Source organism: Neobacillus cucumis, from assembly GCF_023715505.1.
The window spans coordinates 72036-88594 of record NZ_JAMBOH010000018.1 but is presented as its reverse complement, the minus strand read 5'-3'; the positions used below and the strand labels follow the sequence as shown (position 1 = coordinate 88594).

The window sequence follows — 16559 nt, the reverse complement described above, 5'->3', positions numbered from 1 at the left end:
GGATTGCTTTAAAACCCATCTATTTTAATATACATCCCGCAAGTAACGTCCTTGCTCTTTCATTGCGTTTAGATAGGCTTCAGCTTCTTCAGGAGTCATGGAGCCTTCTTTTTCAATAACCGTTAATAAGGCGCTATGAACATCTTTCGCCATATATTGCTTATCTCCGCAAACATAGAAGTATGCTCCATTTTCCAGCCATTCGAATAGTTCTTTACTGTTTTCAAGCATTTTATGCTGCACATAGACCTTTCGCTCGCTATCACGGGAGAACGCAGTCTCTAATCTCGTCAATACGCCCTCTTTCTGATATTTTTCTAGCTCATCTTGATAAAGGAAGTCTGACGCTGCATGCTGATCTCCAAAAAATAACCATGTGCGACCGTCTGCTTTTGTAACTGCTCGTTCTTCGATAAAGGAACGGAATGGTGCGATACCTGTTCCAGGACCAACCATGATGATATCTTTCTCTTGTGATTCTGGCAGATGAAAGTGTTTATTTGGCTGTACAAATACTGGAAGTGTATCACCTTCTTGAGTACGTTCCGCAACTAAAACAGAACAAACACCATTGCGATCGCGTCCATGCGCATTGTAACGAACTGCACCGATGGTTAGATGAACTTCACTAGGATGGGCTGCCATGCTGCTAGCAATGGAGTAAAGCCGCGGTGTCATTTTTCTTAAAAGAGAAACAAACTCTTGGGCAGTAGCCTTCCATGGACCGAAATCACGTAACATATCAAGTAAATCACGTCCGTTGGTATATTCTTTTAGCTGTGCTGCATTTTCAACTAATACAAGGTTTTTTAGCTTCTCATTTTCTGTGAATTCTGCTGCCGCTAGGAGAATCTTTTTCGACAGTAACGTGATTTCAAAGTGGTCGGTTAACGCCTCTTTTAATGGAAGTGTATCACCTTGCTTATTAATGGTTACTTCCGTTTTTTCATCCCAATGCATTTCTTCTAGAAGTGAAGCAACAAGTTCTGGATCATTCTTCGGGACAACACCAAGCGCATCACCTGGGATATAAGAAAGACCTGACCCTTCCAATGATAGCTCAATATGCCTCGTTTCTTTACTAGAGCCAGCACCATTTAGATTGATGTTTTTAAGAACCTTCGCTTGAAAAGGATTTGTTCTTGAATAAGCGGATGGAACCTTATTGTCTCCATTTTTATTTACAGTAAGTTGCATCATCTTCACCTCATAATTGAATATTTACTAGTTATTGGCTTGATTAGTTGTGTTTTTTTCTCTTTTACATCTTCCATTATATCTAAATAATATTAAATTTCCCTTAAAAAAGGCTTATAAAATTTTTTAATTATTAAGATAAAATTAAGAATTTAATTTTAACATAAAATCTATCCTGAAAAACAGGAAAATATTAAAAATTTGGAGAGTTTTGATGAAAACATATACAATTGTTGATAGAGAGACATGTATTGCTTGCGGGGGGGGTGTTTTGTGACCGCTCCAGAGGTTTTGGATTACGCTGACGATGGAATTTCATTTGTATATTTTGATAAAAATCAAGGGAATGTCGAAATACCTGGCGAGTTAGTAGAATTAGAAGCGAATGATGGATGCCCGTCAAGTTCAATAAAAGTATCGAATATGCCTTTTATGGTGATTCAACAAAATTTGAATAATTTTAATGTTTTTGTTTTAATAAGTAAACTTCGTACAAATAATACAGGTAGAAACTAAATACGATATCAAAAGCATTTTTTTCCAGAAAATCAGTTCCTTTTCACGGAGCTGATTTTTTTATTATATATTTGTGGTCAATGATTACTCAGTATAAGGTTTGCTCAATCGACAAAGTTGTTACTACAGGGGAATTGTGTTTTGGTCAATTTAACCAAAATCGTTTTTATCTTTAGACAGAATACCAATGACTCGTTTGAATTTTCTCATTATAATAATTAGTAAACATAGAGTGGTGGAGGTAAGGTATGAATGAGCATTGGAATGCCTTTATGAATAACAATTTAAAGATGAGTCCGACTGGCTCCGGTAGTTTAAATGGACGGACATTTGCGGTTAAGGATGTATTTGATCTCAAAAATTATCATTCCAGTGCCGGAAATCCAGATTGGCTGCGAACCCATGATCCTGCAACACAAAATGCACCCGTGGTGGATCTGTTATTGGAACAGGGGGCATATCTGAGGGGAACGACCCATACAGATGAATTAATGTACAGTTTAAATGGGGAAAATTTCCACTATGGGACACCCATAAATCCGCGTGCAGAGGACCGGATTCCAGGTGGTTCCTCAAGTGGTTCTGCGGTAGCCGTTGCTGCAGGACTAGTCGACTTTGCTCTCGGAACGGATACAGGAGGATCGATTCGCATTCCATCAACCTATTGCGGGCTTTTTGGAATTAGGCCAACACATGGGCTTGTAAATATCAAGGGTGTGATACCACTTGCTAAATCCTTTGATACGGTAGGGTGGATGACCAAAAATCCAGAACTTTTGCTGGCGATCGGTGAAATTCTCATTAACCAGGAAGAGACTTATGATGGCTTTGAGTATCTTTTTTTTGAAAAAGAAGCATGGTCTTTTGTAGAAGGAGAAACAAAGGAATCCTTATTACACACTGCTTCGATTTTACAAGCGTTATTTACTAACACTAACTCGCTCTACATATCAGATGAAGGACTGTCAAAATGGGCAGAGCTTTTTCGATCCATCCAAGGAAGAGAGATTTGGAAGGAACATGGTGACTGGATTAAAGCGGTGAAGCCAACCTTTGGACCGGGGATTAGCGAACGATTTGAATGGGCGAGTACCCTGAATGTAGATGAGCTTGGTCCTTTAAATAACAGAAGAGAAAAAATAAAACAAAGTCTGTCGAGTTTATTAAAAACAAATGGATTATTGGTGATTCCGACTGCTCCGGGCGAAGCTCCCTTACGCCAGTTATCAATGGAGGATATGGAGCGGTATCGCACAAGAACGATGCAGCTTACGTGCATCGCAGGATTAACTGGCTTTCCGCAAGTGACCATTCCTTTGATGAATAGGAATGGAATCCCAGTCGGCCTGTCGTTTATCGCGAATCAATCTCAAGATATAAAGTTACTAAAATTCATCCAGCGTCTGTCGGCGATATTGGTCGAAACAAATGTGAAAATTGCAAATTAAATGATTTATGGAAGGAGGTAAGGTCATGAATAATCAAGCATTTTGGTCATACCGCCCAACCACCATGGCTCCCAATGTGATGATTACAACTCCGCATTATTTGGCCTCGCAAGCCGGTATGAAGGTTTTACAGGAGGGAGGAAATGCCGTTGAGGCGGCGATTGCGGCAGCATCAACGATTGGGGTTGTCTATCCCCATATGAATGGAATTGGCGGCGACAATTTTTGGTTAATCTACAATTCTAGCGACAAAGAATTAAAGGGATTAAATAGCAGCGGCCGTTCTGGAGAGTACGCAACGATTGACTTTTACAAAAAGCAGGGGATGAAAAAGATTCCTGCTCGGGGGCCTCTTGGTGCTAACACTGTTCCAGGGGCAGTTGCCGGCTGGGAAAAGGCTTTTGATTATTCGGCTGAAAGAATGAAGGGAAGCATATCTTGGCAAGACTTGTTACAATCTGCCATCCACTATGCTAAGGATGGGTCCCCAGTTACCCCAAGCCAAGAATATTGGACGAATATAAACTTAGATGAAACCAACAATCAGTTTCGAAATTTGCAACGATTTTCGGAATTTAAAAAGATTTTTACAAAAACTTCTGGCTTTTCCTATCATACTGGTGAAATAATGAAACAGAAAGATTTAGCTATAACTCTAGAAGGACTGTCAAAAGAAGGAAGCCGCCTATTTTATCAAGGGGAGGTCGCAAAGGTCATTGCGGAAGATCTCCAATACAATGGAGGCTTATTAACATACGATGATTTTGTTTCCCACCGTTCCGACTGGGTAAAGCCTCTTTCGGTCGATTACCGAGGTTATGGCGTTTACAACTTACCTCCGAATACTCAAGGATTTGCTTCCCTATCCATTTTAAATATATTGAATCAGTTTGATGTCCCGGAGATTGAGGAAGGGTCTGCTGATTATTATCATCTATTGATCGAGGCTACTAAACTAGCATTCGAGGATCGTGATCAGTATTTAACGGATCCTGATTTTTCCCATATTCCTCTAGATGAGCTACTATCTCTAAAAAGAGGAATGGAGTTAGCGGCCCAAATCGACTTTACCAAGCCGATAAATCTTCAAAAACAATTGGATCCAAAAGGAGATACGGTTTGGTTAGGGGTAGTCGACCAGTATGGGAATGCGGTTTCGCTTATCCAAAGTATTTATCATGAGTTTGGGTCTGGGTTCATCCCAAAAGATACAGGGATTGTGCTGCAAAATCGGGGCAGTTTTTTTTCGCTTGACGAGAACCATGTAAATTGTCTGCTGCCTAAAAAACGAACCTATCATACGTTAAATCCTGCGATGGTCTTTAAGGGCGGTGAGCCTTATTTGGTGTATGGTACAATGGGAGGAGAGGGGCAGCCGCAAACTCAGGCAGCTCTTGTGACAAGAATACTTGATTACCATATGCCGATCCAGGCAGCGATAGAGGCGCCAAGGTGGTTATATGGCCGAACTTGGGGTGCTGAATCCAATAGCGTTAAAATCGAAGGAAGAGTACCGAATGAGATTACCGAATCGCTCCGAAAAAGAGGACATCAAGTGGAGATTGTCGAAGATTTCACGGATGTGATGGGCCATGCCGGGGTCATCAAAATTGATCCTGATAGCAACATTAAATTTGGCGGTGCAGATCCAAGAGGTGATGGGGCAGCGCTAGGATTCTAGTTTTTTAATCTTGGTTCTGTTAAAAGATATTGGTGCTTTTTATAATCTGTTGATTGGAGCGCAAGGCGCTCGATCCCTGCGGGAGTACGGGGCAAGGGAGACCCCACAGGTGCTAAAGCGCCGAGGAGACTCCCCGGCACGCCCGCGGAAAGCGCGCTTCTTTCGCTGCAATCAACAGCCAAAATTAACAGATCCTTAATCTTAAAAAGGCAAACATGAAAAAAGGTGAATATACGTGAAACTTCAACGAGATTTATTTATTGGATTTTTCAGATCCGGGCTATTAGGCTTTGGCGGTGGACCATCCGCCATCCCACTCGTACATAAAGAAGTAGTGGGTACGTTTAAATGGATGAATGATCAAGAATTTAGTGATATTTTGGCCCTCGCCAACACGCTGCCCGGACCTATCGCAACAAAGATGGCTGGGTATATCGGCTACCGGCTGGGTGGGATATTAGGTATGATAAATGCTATATTGGCTACTGTTTTACCAACCATTCTAATGATGCTCGTCTTATTAACTTCATTTAATCAGTTTAAGGATAACCCAAGAGTTCAAGGGATGACTGGTGCAGTGGTGCCAATAGTAGGTGTAATGATGGGAACCTTAACATGGGAGTTTTTGAAAAAATCAAAGAATGGCTGGGGCTGGAAGAAAGGGATTCTCCTCCTGGCTGGTAGTTTTGTAGTGATGGAGATCTTCCATGTACATCCAGGTATTGTCGTAGGAATTCTACTGGTTGCGGCATTAGCGATTCCTGATAAAAAAGAAAAGATCGAAATGACTATGAAGGAAAAAAGTGAGAGCCTATGATTTATATTCAAATATTTATCGCATTTTTTATTCCGAGTATTGTTGGATATGGGGGCGGCCCGGCATCGATTCCGTTAATCGAACATGAGGTAGTCAGCCGCTACGGCTGGGTCACTACTGGTGAATTTAGTGAGATTTTGGCGTTAGGAAATGCTTTGCCAGGACCAATCGCCACCAAAATGGCCGGCTACATTGGTTTTGAAGTGGGCGGGGTGTTAGGAGCTGTCATTGCTGAATTTGCAACGATCGCCCCGTCCTTAATCTTAATGATTGTTCTTTTACAGTTAATCTTCAAATATAAAGATTCACCAAGAGTAAAACGATTGTCCAAGATCGTAGTGCCAACTGTTGCGATTTTAATGGCAGGTCTTACTTATGACTTTATTAAAACATCCTATACCTCTAATGGATTAGTACAAACCATCATAATCGCTGTTGTAAGTTTATTATTATTGGAAAAATGGAAGGTACATCCGGCCTTTGTAATTGTAGGCGGCTTGGCCTATGGTGCATTATTTTTAGGGTAGCTCATAAAAAACGTCATTCTATCACAGAAAACAGATAGAATGACGTTTTTTATAGTCCCGGAAATTATAGAATTACTACTTGTGTACAACTTTTTACAGCTTTAGACACGTCCAGCTCCAGCGCCTAGCCCCTCGAGGTCTTATGCTTGTCAGGCTGTTCAAGGCGCTTGGGCTTTTGTTCTTAACTTCCCCTGTAGATTTGATAGCCGTAAGGGGAAATAAGCAATGGGACATGATAATGACTGTTTAAGTTTGAAATACCAAACCGAACCGGAACTTGGTCTAAAAAAAGAGGATCCGGGAGCGGCATGTCCTTACTTCGAAAATAATCTCCGATATGGAAGTTAAGTTCATAGGTGCCCATTTTCATTTCTTCTGCTGAAAGAATCGACCGATCTAGTCGTCCGTCAGAATTTGTTATTGCGGTCTTTATTAAATACCATTCCTTGTTTGATAAGTAATATAGATCAATAGTCACATTCCCCGCAGGCTGACCATGTGTTAAATCGAGAATATGTGTAGTTAAACCAGACATTGCGGCCACTCTCCATTAAGTAAAATAAGAGCACCACCGAGAGCTAGCAGGGGCTAGCTCTCAATGGCAGTTAAATCGGCGATAAATTCCTGCTCTTGGTAATTAAAGTATTCATCAAGAATTTCTTCACGATTATCCAAAAAAAGTTGATCTGCTACGGCTGAAACCAGTTTTGGAATCCCAAATCTCATCCCTGAAAGTGCAGAGGCTAATATCCCGCAGCTGATTAAAGCGGAGTAGTTGTAAGCAAACAGGCCGTATAAGCGTTTTTTACCTATCTCATCCCGGCTTTGGAGAGCAAAACCTGGGCTGAGATAGGGGTGCGAATCAATCAAAGGATTGGCTATGTCAATTGGAGCGTTATAACGGTCACTCCAGCGGGCAATGTGTTTTTCAACTAACTTAAGCTCTGGCCGTAAAGCGGGATCCGTCACTAGACCTGTGCTAATAATTAAGAAATCAAAGGAGAATTTTCCTTGAGGTGTTGTCACTACAACCTCATCACTTGCAGCCTCTACGTCGAGCCATGGAGAACCTAAGTGCAGTTGAAAACCAGGCCGCGAGGATGCGCGTTCAAACGTATCATTGGTGGGGGGCTGACTATGTCCAAAGAAATGAGACATCACCTTATATTTATTTTCGTCTGATAAAGTCTGAAAGCGTTCAATCAGTCCAGAACCCTCCATTTGGCGGATGGGGTTAATTCTCTGCATCTCATTGCGTCGAACAAAGACATGGGCTTCTGCCACTCCTTCTGATAAAGCAAAATGCGCATTATCAAATGCGGAAGCACCTCCTCCTAAAATAGCAATCTTTTTACCTTTTAAGGACGGAAAATTGATTTTCTTTGAAGTGTGCGCATAGAGATGGGCGGGTAGTTTTTCAGAAATTATTTTAGGGACGTGCCACTCACCGCCGCCTTGGATACCTGTAGCTAAAATGACTTTACGGGCTAAAAGTGTTGAGGTCTCAGGGTTATTCAGGTGAAGTTTGTAAATACCCGCTTCTACAGGCTCAAGCAGATTTAGTTTTACCTCATTTCTAACTGGAAGCCTGAGGACCTCCCGATACCAGCGAAGGTAGTTCATCCAGTCGCCGCGTGGAATCTTATCAATGGCTTCCCAGCTCTTTTCTCCAAATTGGGCCTCCCACCAAGAACGAAAGGTGAGGGAGGGGATGCCAAGGTCGATCGAAGTTAGATGTTTTGGTGTTCTTAACGTCACCATCCGGGCGTAGGTTTCCCAGGGTCCTTCAAACCCCTCGGGGTTTTCGTCAAGAACAAGGATATTTGTAACACGATCCCGCATAAGTCCAAAAGCGGCGGCTAAACCGCTTTGTCCGCCACCGATAATAACTACATCAAATACATGTCCTTCAGGATGTTGGAGAGGGCGCACCCAGCTTGAACCGCCGAATGAAAGATAGGAAAGATCTTTTTTTACTTGTTTATTTAATGCTTCTAGGCTCATAAAATATCATCTCTTTCATTTGTTTATTCTCTTTTTAAAAATAAAGACCCGTTTTTTACATAACAGTAATGTCAGTAATTTTCTCCCCTAAACGAAGTAAGGCAATTTTATAAATCTCAGAAAGGGCTGTTTTAAATTCTATTTCTATTGAATGATGAATCCTTTCTTTCATCACTTCGTAAATCTGCTCCTTGTTTTTTCCGCGGACAGCTAAGATAAAAGGAAAACCGAATTTCTCCATATACTGTTGATTCATTGAGATAAATTGGTTGTATTCCTCAGGTGTAAGGTTCTGTAGACCGGCTCCTTGTTGTTCCTGAACCGAATTAGACGTCATCGCTGCCCGGTCTCCTAAGTTAGGGTGGGCTTTAATCAGGGCTAATTTCTGTTCAAGTGATGAGTTTTCAACAATTTTAACCATTGCTTGATGTAACTGATAAAGAGAACTGAATGGTTTTAGTCGTTCCGCTTGTTCTGCGATCCAAGGTGAATGCTCAAAGATACCGCCTGTAATTTCGATAAATTGTTCATAAGTGGTATCGTTTAAATTCGTAATTGTGTACATAGTGCTCCAATCCTTTCCTTATAAGCCTTTTGCATCGGGTGCTAATGGTGAATCTGGTACAACGTTTAAGGAAGCTTTGGTTCGCTTTGTTAGCACTAAATTTAGAAGGATTGCACATATACTGCCTGTAATTATTCCATCACCTACAAGAATTCTGAGGGTTTCTGGAAGCACTTTAAACAACTCAGGAACCACTGTGGATCCTAGGCCTAATGAAATGGAACAGGCAATAATTAATAGGTTGTTATTATCAGAAAAGTCCACTCTGCTCAGCATTTTAATCCCAGAAGACACCACCATGCCAAACATAATAACTGTTGCTCCACCGAGGACAGCAGTAGGAATAATCGTTGCTAAGGCGGCAATCTTAGGAACAAGGCCTAAACCGATTAAAATAATACCTGCTGCAATGGTGACACTTCTATTTTTGATGCCTGAAAGCTGAACAAGACCGACATTTTGTGCAAAAGTACTGTAGGGGAAGGCATTAAATAAACCGCCAAGGGTAAAGGCAATTCCTTCCGTTCGGTAGCCGCGGATAATGTCTTTTTCAGAAAGTTCTTTACCAGTAATTTTACTTAAAGCAAGGAAGGCGCCTGTTGATTCAACGAGGATGACGGTTCCGACAATAATCATTGTTAACATAGGGACAATCTCAAAAGTTGGAACACCAAAATAGAATGGAGTCGGGATACGGAACCAAGCAGCATCTGCGACAGCTTGCAGGTTCACTTTTCCCATAAAAGCAGCAACAATCGTTCCAGCGATAATTCCGAGCAATACCGAAATGGCACGCATGAAGCCTTGAAAGAAACGATTCATCAATAATATGAAGGCTAAGACACCAAAGGAAAGGATCAAGTTTTCGGAAGAGCCAAATTCAGGGCTTGAAGCGCCGCCGCCCATATTCCTAATCCCAGTAGGTATGAGGGATAGGCCGATAATGATAACCACTGTTCCGGTTACAACAGGCGGGAAGAGTTTTAATAGTTTTCCATATACATTGGCGAATAGAATAATGAATATTCCAGCAGCGATGATCGATCCATAAATGGCTGTAATCCCATAATTGGTGCCAATCGTAATCATTGGAGATACAGCAACAAATGAAGTTCCTAACACAACAGGAAGGCCAACTCCAATATATTTATTGTTGATGGATTGCAGCAAGGTTGCGAGTCCACAAGTCAGCAAGTCTATGGCAATCAGGAATGCTTGCTGATGAGGTGTGAATTTTAATGCGCCGCCAACGATAAGTGGTACAAGAATGGCTCCTGCATACATAGCAAGTACATGCTGTAAACCCAATGAGAAAATTTTTGGCTTTCCGATTTTTTCGTTCATGAGTAAATCCTCCCTTAAATAAGTTTAATCTTTAATGTTATAAAACCTAACATTGTATGTAATGATTAGTTACATAATAATCAATTAACCAATAACTGTCATTGTGTAAACTAACTAAAAATTCAGATTTGTACTATACATTTTGTACAATATAAATAAAAAAACCAAGCCGATCTATTTGACATGTCGGCTTGGGTTTTTATAAAATTCATTAGTTTTCTAATAAAGACTTGATTCTTAAGGCGAGTCTGAGTTGCAGGGTTGTTTCGGAATCCTTTAAGCTTTTCCCTAGAATCTCCTCGCATTTTTCAATTCGATAAACCACTGTATTGCGATGAACAAACAATCTTTTCGCTGTTTCCGAAATCTGACAGTGTGTTTCTAAAAAGACGGATAATGTTTCTAGTAAGGATTGTTCTTCTTCTATCTTTGTCGCGCTAAAACCGTTGAGGGTGAAGGAATAAAAATTTTTTAAGTCCTCAAGTGGGATCTGGCGCAGCAACTCCATAATGTCTTTTGTATGATAGGTTTGTATATATTCTGTTTTCTTTGAAAGTTTACCTTGTGATAGAGCGTCTGCGGCCTCGGTATAGCCGTCTTTAGTATGTAAGAAATTCTGACATAAAGTACTTACACCAAAAGAAATCGTATTGACTAAATATTTAGATACCTTTTCTTGAAGTTGTATTAAGCAGGTCTCCACATAAACAATCGGGGAAAGGTCATGATCTTGAACTTCAAATAACAGGATGCAAGAATCACCTTTCTTGAAAAAGTGAATCTTTTGTGTGTAAGCTGATAATTCGCCTTCAATAAAATCAAAAACATCATCCTCCTTCTCATGGCGCTGAGTGTAAGTAGGGTGAAGAAGATTCCCGTCAATTTTGCCGACTGCACAAATATACATCTGGTTATGATGTAATGAAAATTCCTCAGCTCGGCCAATGATTTCCTCCTGGGAGGCGAAGGTACCGTTTAAAAAGTGTAGAAAGAAGTCATTACGGATACTTCGATCATGTTGTTTAAGAGCATTTTCCTTCATTAATGCAAATGAAATAACATTCGCAGCTTGTTCTATCGTTAAAAGGGTTAATTGATCATTTCTTTCTATTTCTCCGATAATCATTAGAAATCCGTTTTTCTTTTCACTGATGTTGACAGGGAATAAGGTACAATTTTGTTTTGTGGATAAGAAAGAAAAAGTAATCGGAAATGAACTGGCTGCAGGAATCGAAATTCCGTCAAATAATGAAGAAAAGTCCATGTTCATGATTGGCTGGGAAATAGGTTTGAAATGCTGGTCGATTAATTGAACTGGCCGCGTGATCATGTGGGATAAATCCTGAAGTAAGGATTGGACTCCTTTTCCTTGCATAATGATGTTTGTGAATTGCTTATGGGTTTCGAGCACTAATTTTAACTCGGCAGCTCTTTTATCAAGGATCGTATGAAAGGTTAGATTTACGATTTGTCCAAGAGAGAGATCTAAGGGAAGTTCTATGATTGGTAAGGATAACTCATCAGCAAGGGAAATCACTTCATCTGGGATTTTGTCTAAGAAACGTTTAGTCTTAATGCCCAAACCTGCGCAGTCGTGTTCAGACATTGCTTTTACTAGCTCGGATAGGAGGTGAGGATGATCTTTGAAATGATAAGCGGTGGTGATTAGAAAATCGTTTTGATTTAAAAATTGAATGATATCAGGTGCATCCATCATATTGACTGATTCCACTTCGTTCTCTTTTCCGGACTCTCCTGCAATGATTTGCATTCCTTCTAAATGAGGAATGGTCAAAAGTTCATACACTTTCATCGAAAACACTCCTTATGGTAGAAAATATAACACTTGAAGTTATGTAATTGGTTTTTATTGTAACAAACTTTTTAGTTATTTTGCATAAAAGATTTAGAAAATTTTTACGAATTAGCTAATGTAGTTCATTTGTTCTGATTGTAAACTATTATTATTACTATATATGTTATTAAATGTAACATTTGAAGGAGAGAAGAAGATGGCCATTCAAGTAAATAAACAGTTTTTAGATAAAGACCAGGTTGGAAACATGATTGAATGGCTTGCTGCATTTGGGCAAACCGAACATGGTGGAGTAACAAGACTTTTGTATTCACATCCTTGGCTGGAGGCACAGCACGCATTAAAAAATAAAATGGACCAAATGAAATTGCAAACGCATTTTGACAGTGTAGGAAATTTATTTGGAAGATTGCAGGGAACGGATACAAGCGAGAAAACCATTCTGACAGGCTCGCATATTGATACTGTCGTAGATGGAGGCAAATATGATGGGGCATATGGTATTATTGCTAGCTTTGTAGCTGTCTTAAGGTTATTTGAAACATATGGATACCCAAAAAAATCCATTGAGGTGGTTTCTTTATGTGAAGAGGAAGGAAGTCGTTTCCCGTTAACCTTTTGGGGATCAAGGAATATTTGTGGCGAATATACTCTTGACCGTGTAAAGGATATAAAGGATGCTGAGGGTATAGAATTTTTAGAAGCCATGAAATTTGCTGGCTTTGATCCACATGCCTATACATCCCCAGTTCGGGGAGATATCGAACGTTTTATTGAAATTCATATCGAACAAGGAATGGTTTTGGAAAAAAATGAGAACCAAGTTGGGATTGTCAGCCATATTGTCGGACAACGCCGCTATACCATCCGTATTAAGGGAGAAAGTAACCACGCTGGTACAACACCCATGCAGTATCGGAAGGATGCGGTGACGGCTGCTTCCCGGTTAATTTCTTTTTTAACTGAAAAAACAAACGAAGTGGACCCAGGATTGGTCGCAACGGTTGGCAGGCTGCATGTTAAACCTAATGTTCCAAATGTAGTGGCTGGTGAGGTGGAGTTCAGCTTGGATATTCGACATCATCAGGAACGTATCATTGATCAATATTGCGGTGAGATTTTTGCCGAGTTTGAACGGGTCACAAAAAACCAGGAAATGGAACTTTCTATTTCTAAGTGGATGGATGTGAAGCCGGTTGAGATGGACGTACAGACGGGAGAGCTGGCACGAAAAATAGCCTCGAAAAAAAATATCCGTTATCAATCCTTAATCAGCGGTGCTGGACATGATGCCCAAGTTTTCGGTGATGTCTGCCCGACCACTTTATTATTTGTACCAAGTCAGCAGGGAATTAGTCATTCTCCAAGTGAATTTACGAGTCTAGATGATTTAGAAGTAGGAATTGATTTATTAACCGAGGTTTTATATAAATTAGCATATTAAAGGGAGCTGGAAGATATGGTATTTTCGGAGTTACATACACCAAAACGGACGATTATGACCCCCGGGCCGGTAGAAGTGGATCCGCGTGTATTACGTGCGATGAGTACACCTATTTTAGGACAATTTGACCCTGCTTTTACAAATATTATGAATGAGGTCATGGAAATGCTGCGCCAGGTTTTTCAAACCAAGAACCATTGGGCCTTTCCGATTGACGGGACATCACGTTCTGGAAATGAAGCGATTTTATGCAGTATTATTGAACCGGGTGATAAGGTGCTTGTCCCCATTTATGGCAGGTTTGGACATTTATTGGTAGAAATTTGTGAGCGATATGGCGCCGAGGTACATACGTTGGAATGTCCTTGGGGAGAGGTTTTTGAACCACAAGTTGTGATTGCTGAAATCAAGAAAGTTAATCCAAAAATAGTCGCCATTGTTCATGGTGAAACCTCAACGGGGAGAATGCAGCCGCTTGCAGAAATCGGTAAGACTTGCCGAGAACGTGATATTTTGTTCGTGGTTGATGCGGTTGCCTCTATTGGGGGAGTGGAAGTCAAAACGGATGAATGGTATATTGATGGTTTAATTGGCGGTACACAAAAGTGCTTATCCGTTCCTTCTGGGATGGCGCCCATCACGTATAATGACCGGATTGAAACCATTTTGTTTGCTCGTAAAAAAGTCGAGCGTGGGATTGCGACGGAAGAAGATTTGCGTTTTACCCGCAGTAAACATGCGATTAGCAGCAATTATTTTGATTTAAGTATGCTCCAAGATTATTGGGGTCCTAGAAGACTAAATCATCACACCGAAGCAACTTCGATGATTTATGCTTTGCATGAAGGCTTGCGGCTTGTTTTAACAGAAGGACTTCAGCCGCGATTTGATCGCCATATGCTGCATGAAAAAGCTTTAATGGCTGGACTCGAGACGATGGGGTTAATACTTTTTGGCGATTCAAGACATAAGCTGCCATGTGTTACTTGTGTTGAAATTCCAAATGGGGTTGATGGTGAATCTGTTCGAAAAATGCTGCTTGATGAATTTAGTATTGAAATTGCCTCTTCATTTGGTCCTCTAAATGGAAAAATCTGGAGGATTGGGACGATGGGGTATAGCTGCCGAAAAGAAAATATCCTTGCTGTTTTAGGTGCATTAGAAGCGGTTTTGATTCGTCACGGCGTGAATGTTATTCGTGGAGAAGCATTACAGGCTGCTCTTGATGAATATAAAGTACCACGTTCAGCAGGCATGGCAGTTGAAAAGTCGTCCTAAATTTACCAATTTGAATAGGGCAATGATACACATACAAGAGAAGCTTCATGAAGATAATACCTTTGTTACAGAAAAACATAAGGGAGTGTTATCTATGCCATTCGGTGCACATGAAGCAATGGAAGTCCATGAAATATTAACTGAAAAAATAAATATGATTAATCATTTTAATCTGTATGCGCAACAAGCGAAAAATCCTCAGTTAAAAGAAATGATTCACCGTCACCTACAGGAAGAGATTAAATCTTATGATACGATCGTTTCTTATACGCATGATTATCAAAATTTCGCTCCTATGTCGCCTAATACGAATGTTGGTTCCGTTAAACCAGACCAAATCCAATATGGACTCGATAATCCAAGTATGTTAGCTCCTGAGTCTAATACAACCTTCAATGATTATGAAATCGCAAGTGCCTTGCTCATCTGTCATAAAAATGGCGCTGCGAATGGAGTAAAAGCTACTTTAGAAATTGCCGACCCAAATCTTCGTCAAGTACTTTTAAATGGTGCTGTTAACTGTGTAAATCAGGCATATGAAGTATTTTTATTTATGAATCAGCAGGGGCAATATCAAATCCCAACGATGAGAGATCATACTGCGAAAACATATTTACACACTTTTCAGCCTGTCAGTGAATCATTAAAAGCTCAATACGTTGTAAATCCTATTCAATCTCAGGGCGCTGACCAAGGGATGATGTTAAATGCGATGGGTGGTACTCAAATGAACCAGCCAACTCATGTTTCAAGATCAGGTCAAAATATAATGCCTATGGGTCAAACCATGCAATCTCTTAGTGGTATGGCAGCTAGTGGGAACATGCAACAGCAACAGCCACAACATGTTCAAAACCCAATGTATGGTCAGATGATGGGAAATCAATCCAATATGCAGCAAGGCACTCAGCATTATAATCATTAAGCATTTATTAGTGGACGTGGATAAAACCATGTCCACTTTTATTCGAGCAATATTTTCAATCATGGAACTTTGTCCCAATCCATTTCTCCGCCAGCGAATATGATTAATTAAGGCAGGTGAGAGAGATGTATTTAGTTGGTTTTTATTCGCCAAAGGCAAAATCAGGGGTTACCGAATTGTCTGTTTCAATTTATCATTGGTTAAAATCAAACACTACTTTATCTGTTGCATTCATTTCCTATGGCTCCCTAGAAAGAGAAAACACATCAAATGAACTGATCCATGAATTTTCTAAGTTGTCGGTTACCGAACAAAAGCGGAAAGTGAAACAAATGAAGAAAGCCCACGATATCACCATATATGATGCTTCGAGCCAGTTATCAGAAGGGGTATTAAAGCTGTTACCGATCGTCGACCGTTTGTTTGTAGTTGGGGAAGAACATAATGAATTTGCGTACAAGCTACAGCAAATCATCCAATTTGATAAAATTTTTGATAAAAACGTAAAAAGTTTTATTGCTCATTTACGGGGAAATAAAACATTTATTCTTCAGGAAAATAAGGACAACCATGTGATCGGTTTTAATTATACAAAGCAGGAGACAAATGATATCGGACAAATGATCTATACTGATTATGTAACACATTACTTAAATGAGAAATTAATTGATAATAATGAAAAGATCTTTAGAAAGATCAAGAAAATCCCAAGAGAAGATTTATTTAATGGCCTCTATGAACTAGGGATTGATTTCGAGAAAGCTATGCTTTATGAAAGATACGTAAAATTACGAGAACTCATGGGGCAAGCCTACGAAGACGCGCTAGAAGACCTCTTCCCACACTTCATGCACACCCCCTTCCCACAAATTCTAGACAAACTCCAAGCCGAACTCGTCATGATCTCCAAACTCAATTTCTGATACGGTGCCTGTCACCATTTGTACTGCCGGGGTGTTAGAAATGTCCTGGCAGTTTCTATATTGGTTAAGAGCTT

The 16559-nt window shown here is 40.3% G+C and carries 15 protein-coding genes; 9 read left to right on the top strand and 6 right to left on the bottom strand.

From position 1 onward, the window contains the following. Nucleotides 1-24: 24 nt before the first annotated feature. A complete protein-coding gene (locus M3226_RS21755; protein ID WP_308211976.1) occupies nucleotides 25-1206 on the bottom strand; it encodes a sulfite reductase subunit alpha in 1182 nt (393 codons plus the stop codon). A 264-nt stretch (nucleotides 1207-1470) separates the two neighbouring features. On the opposite strand from M3226_RS21755, the gene M3226_RS21750 reads away from it, so the two are divergent. From M3226_RS21750 to M3226_RS21730, 5 genes are all read left to right on the top strand, one after another. Beyond that, nucleotides 1471-1713 (top strand): ferredoxin, encoded by a 243-nt coding sequence (locus M3226_RS21750; protein ID WP_374110663.1) that lies wholly within the window; start codon nucleotides 1471-1473, stop codon nucleotides 1711-1713. A gap of 248 nt (nucleotides 1714-1961) precedes the next feature. Further along, nucleotides 1962-3161: an amidase gene (locus M3226_RS21745; RefSeq protein ID WP_251570569.1), complete on the top strand. Its 1200-nt coding sequence runs from the start codon at nucleotides 1962-1964 to the stop codon at nucleotides 3159-3161. A gap of 25 nt (nucleotides 3162-3186) precedes the next feature. After that, nucleotides 3187-4842 carry a gamma-glutamyltransferase gene (ggt, locus tag M3226_RS21740; RefSeq protein ID WP_251570568.1) on the top strand — a complete coding sequence of 552 codons (1656 nt, stop codon included), beginning with the start codon at nucleotides 3187-3189 and terminating at the stop codon, nucleotides 4840-4842. Between the two features lie 235 nt (nucleotides 4843-5077). Then, on the top strand, nucleotides 5078-5659 hold the full coding sequence (locus M3226_RS21735; RefSeq protein ID WP_251570566.1) for a chromate transporter: 582 nt from the start codon (nucleotides 5078-5080) through the stop codon (nucleotides 5657-5659). Next, nucleotides 5656-6186, top strand: coding sequence for a chromate transporter (locus M3226_RS21730; RefSeq protein ID WP_251570564.1), 531 nt, complete (start codon nucleotides 5656-5658; stop codon nucleotides 6184-6186). Before M3226_RS21735 ends, M3226_RS21730 begins: the two co-directional genes overlap by 4 nt. Before the next feature lie 181 nt (nucleotides 6187-6367). Here M3226_RS21730 and uraH read toward each other — a convergent pair whose 3' ends face one another. From uraH to M3226_RS21705, 5 genes are all read right to left on the bottom strand, one after another. After that, complete coding sequence (uraH, locus tag M3226_RS21725) at nucleotides 6368-6721, bottom strand: hydroxyisourate hydrolase (protein WP_251570562.1); 354 nt, start codon at nucleotides 6719-6721, stop codon at nucleotides 6368-6370. Nucleotides 6722-6774: 53 nt separating this feature from the next. Beyond that, nucleotides 6775-8190 carry an NAD(P)-binding domain-containing protein gene (locus M3226_RS21720; RefSeq protein ID WP_251570560.1) on the bottom strand — a complete coding sequence of 472 codons (1416 nt, stop codon included), beginning with the start codon at nucleotides 8188-8190 and terminating at the stop codon, nucleotides 6775-6777. 55 nt (nucleotides 8191-8245) lie between these two features. Further along, nucleotides 8246-8755, bottom strand: coding sequence for a 2-oxo-4-hydroxy-4-carboxy-5-ureidoimidazoline decarboxylase (gene uraD / locus M3226_RS21715; RefSeq protein ID WP_251570558.1), 510 nt, complete (start codon nucleotides 8753-8755; stop codon nucleotides 8246-8248). 18 nt (nucleotides 8756-8773) lie between these two features. Then, on the bottom strand, nucleotides 8774-10099 hold the full coding sequence (locus M3226_RS21710; RefSeq protein WP_251570556.1) for a nucleobase:cation symporter-2 family protein: 1326 nt from the start codon (nucleotides 10097-10099) through the stop codon (nucleotides 8774-8776). A 211-nt stretch (nucleotides 10100-10310) separates the two neighbouring features. Then, complete coding sequence (locus tag M3226_RS21705) at nucleotides 10311-11912, bottom strand: PucR family transcriptional regulator (protein ID WP_251570554.1); 1602 nt, start codon at nucleotides 11910-11912, stop codon at nucleotides 10311-10313. A gap of 199 nt (nucleotides 11913-12111) precedes the next feature. Here M3226_RS21705 and allC point away from each other — a divergent pair, with 199 nt between their 5' ends. From allC to M3226_RS21685, 4 genes are all read left to right on the top strand, one after another. After that, a complete protein-coding gene (allC, locus tag M3226_RS21700; protein WP_251570552.1) occupies nucleotides 12112-13359 on the top strand; it encodes an allantoate deiminase in 1248 nt (415 codons plus the stop codon). Between the two features lie 15 nt (nucleotides 13360-13374). Then, nucleotides 13375-14637, top strand: coding sequence for a pyridoxal-phosphate-dependent aminotransferase family protein (locus M3226_RS21695; protein WP_251570550.1), 1263 nt, complete (start codon nucleotides 13375-13377; stop codon nucleotides 14635-14637). Between the two features lie 22 nt (nucleotides 14638-14659). After that, the gene (locus M3226_RS21690; protein ID WP_251570547.1) at nucleotides 14660-15562 is read left to right on the top strand and encodes a spore coat protein; all 903 of its coding nucleotides are present in this window, start codon (nucleotides 14660-14662) and stop codon (nucleotides 15560-15562) included. Between the two features lie 125 nt (nucleotides 15563-15687). Then, nucleotides 15688-16485, top strand: coding sequence for a hypothetical protein (locus M3226_RS21685; protein ID WP_251570545.1), 798 nt, complete (start codon nucleotides 15688-15690; stop codon nucleotides 16483-16485). Nucleotides 16486-16559 lie beyond the last annotated feature (74 nt).

Coding starts and splice junctions, on each gene's coding strand:
- M3226_RS21745 (WP_251570569.1), top strand. CDS start 1,962: ATGAATGAGCATTGGAATGCCTTTATGAATAACAATTTAAAGATGAGT.
- M3226_RS21720 (WP_251570560.1), bottom strand. CDS start 8,190: ATGAGCCTAGAAGCATTAAATAAACAAGTAAAAAAAGATCTTTCCTAT.
- M3226_RS21695 (WP_251570550.1), top strand. CDS start 13,375: ATGGTATTTTCGGAGTTACATACACCAAAACGGACGATTATGACCCCC.
- M3226_RS21685 (WP_251570545.1), top strand. CDS start 15,688: ATGTATTTAGTTGGTTTTTATTCGCCAAAGGCAAAATCAGGGGTTACC.
- M3226_RS21690 (WP_251570547.1), top strand. CDS start 14,660: ATGATACACATACAAGAGAAGCTTCATGAAGATAATACCTTTGTTACA.
- M3226_RS21705 (WP_251570554.1), bottom strand. CDS start 11,912: ATGAAAGTGTATGAACTTTTGACCATTCCTCATTTAGAAGGAATGCAA.
- ggt (WP_251570568.1), top strand. CDS start 3,187: ATGAATAATCAAGCATTTTGGTCATACCGCCCAACCACCATGGCTCCC.
- uraD (WP_251570558.1), bottom strand. CDS start 8,755: ATGTACACAATTACGAATTTAAACGATACCACTTATGAACAATTTATC.
- uraH (WP_251570562.1), bottom strand. CDS start 6,721: ATGTCTGGTTTAACTACACATATTCTCGATTTAACACATGGTCAGCCT.
- allC (WP_251570552.1), top strand. CDS start 12,112: ATGGCCATTCAAGTAAATAAACAGTTTTTAGATAAAGACCAGGTTGGA.
- M3226_RS21710 (WP_251570556.1), bottom strand. CDS start 10,099: ATGAACGAAAAAATCGGAAAGCCAAAAATTTTCTCATTGGGTTTACAG.
- M3226_RS21730 (WP_251570564.1), top strand. CDS start 5,656: ATGATTTATATTCAAATATTTATCGCATTTTTTATTCCGAGTATTGTT.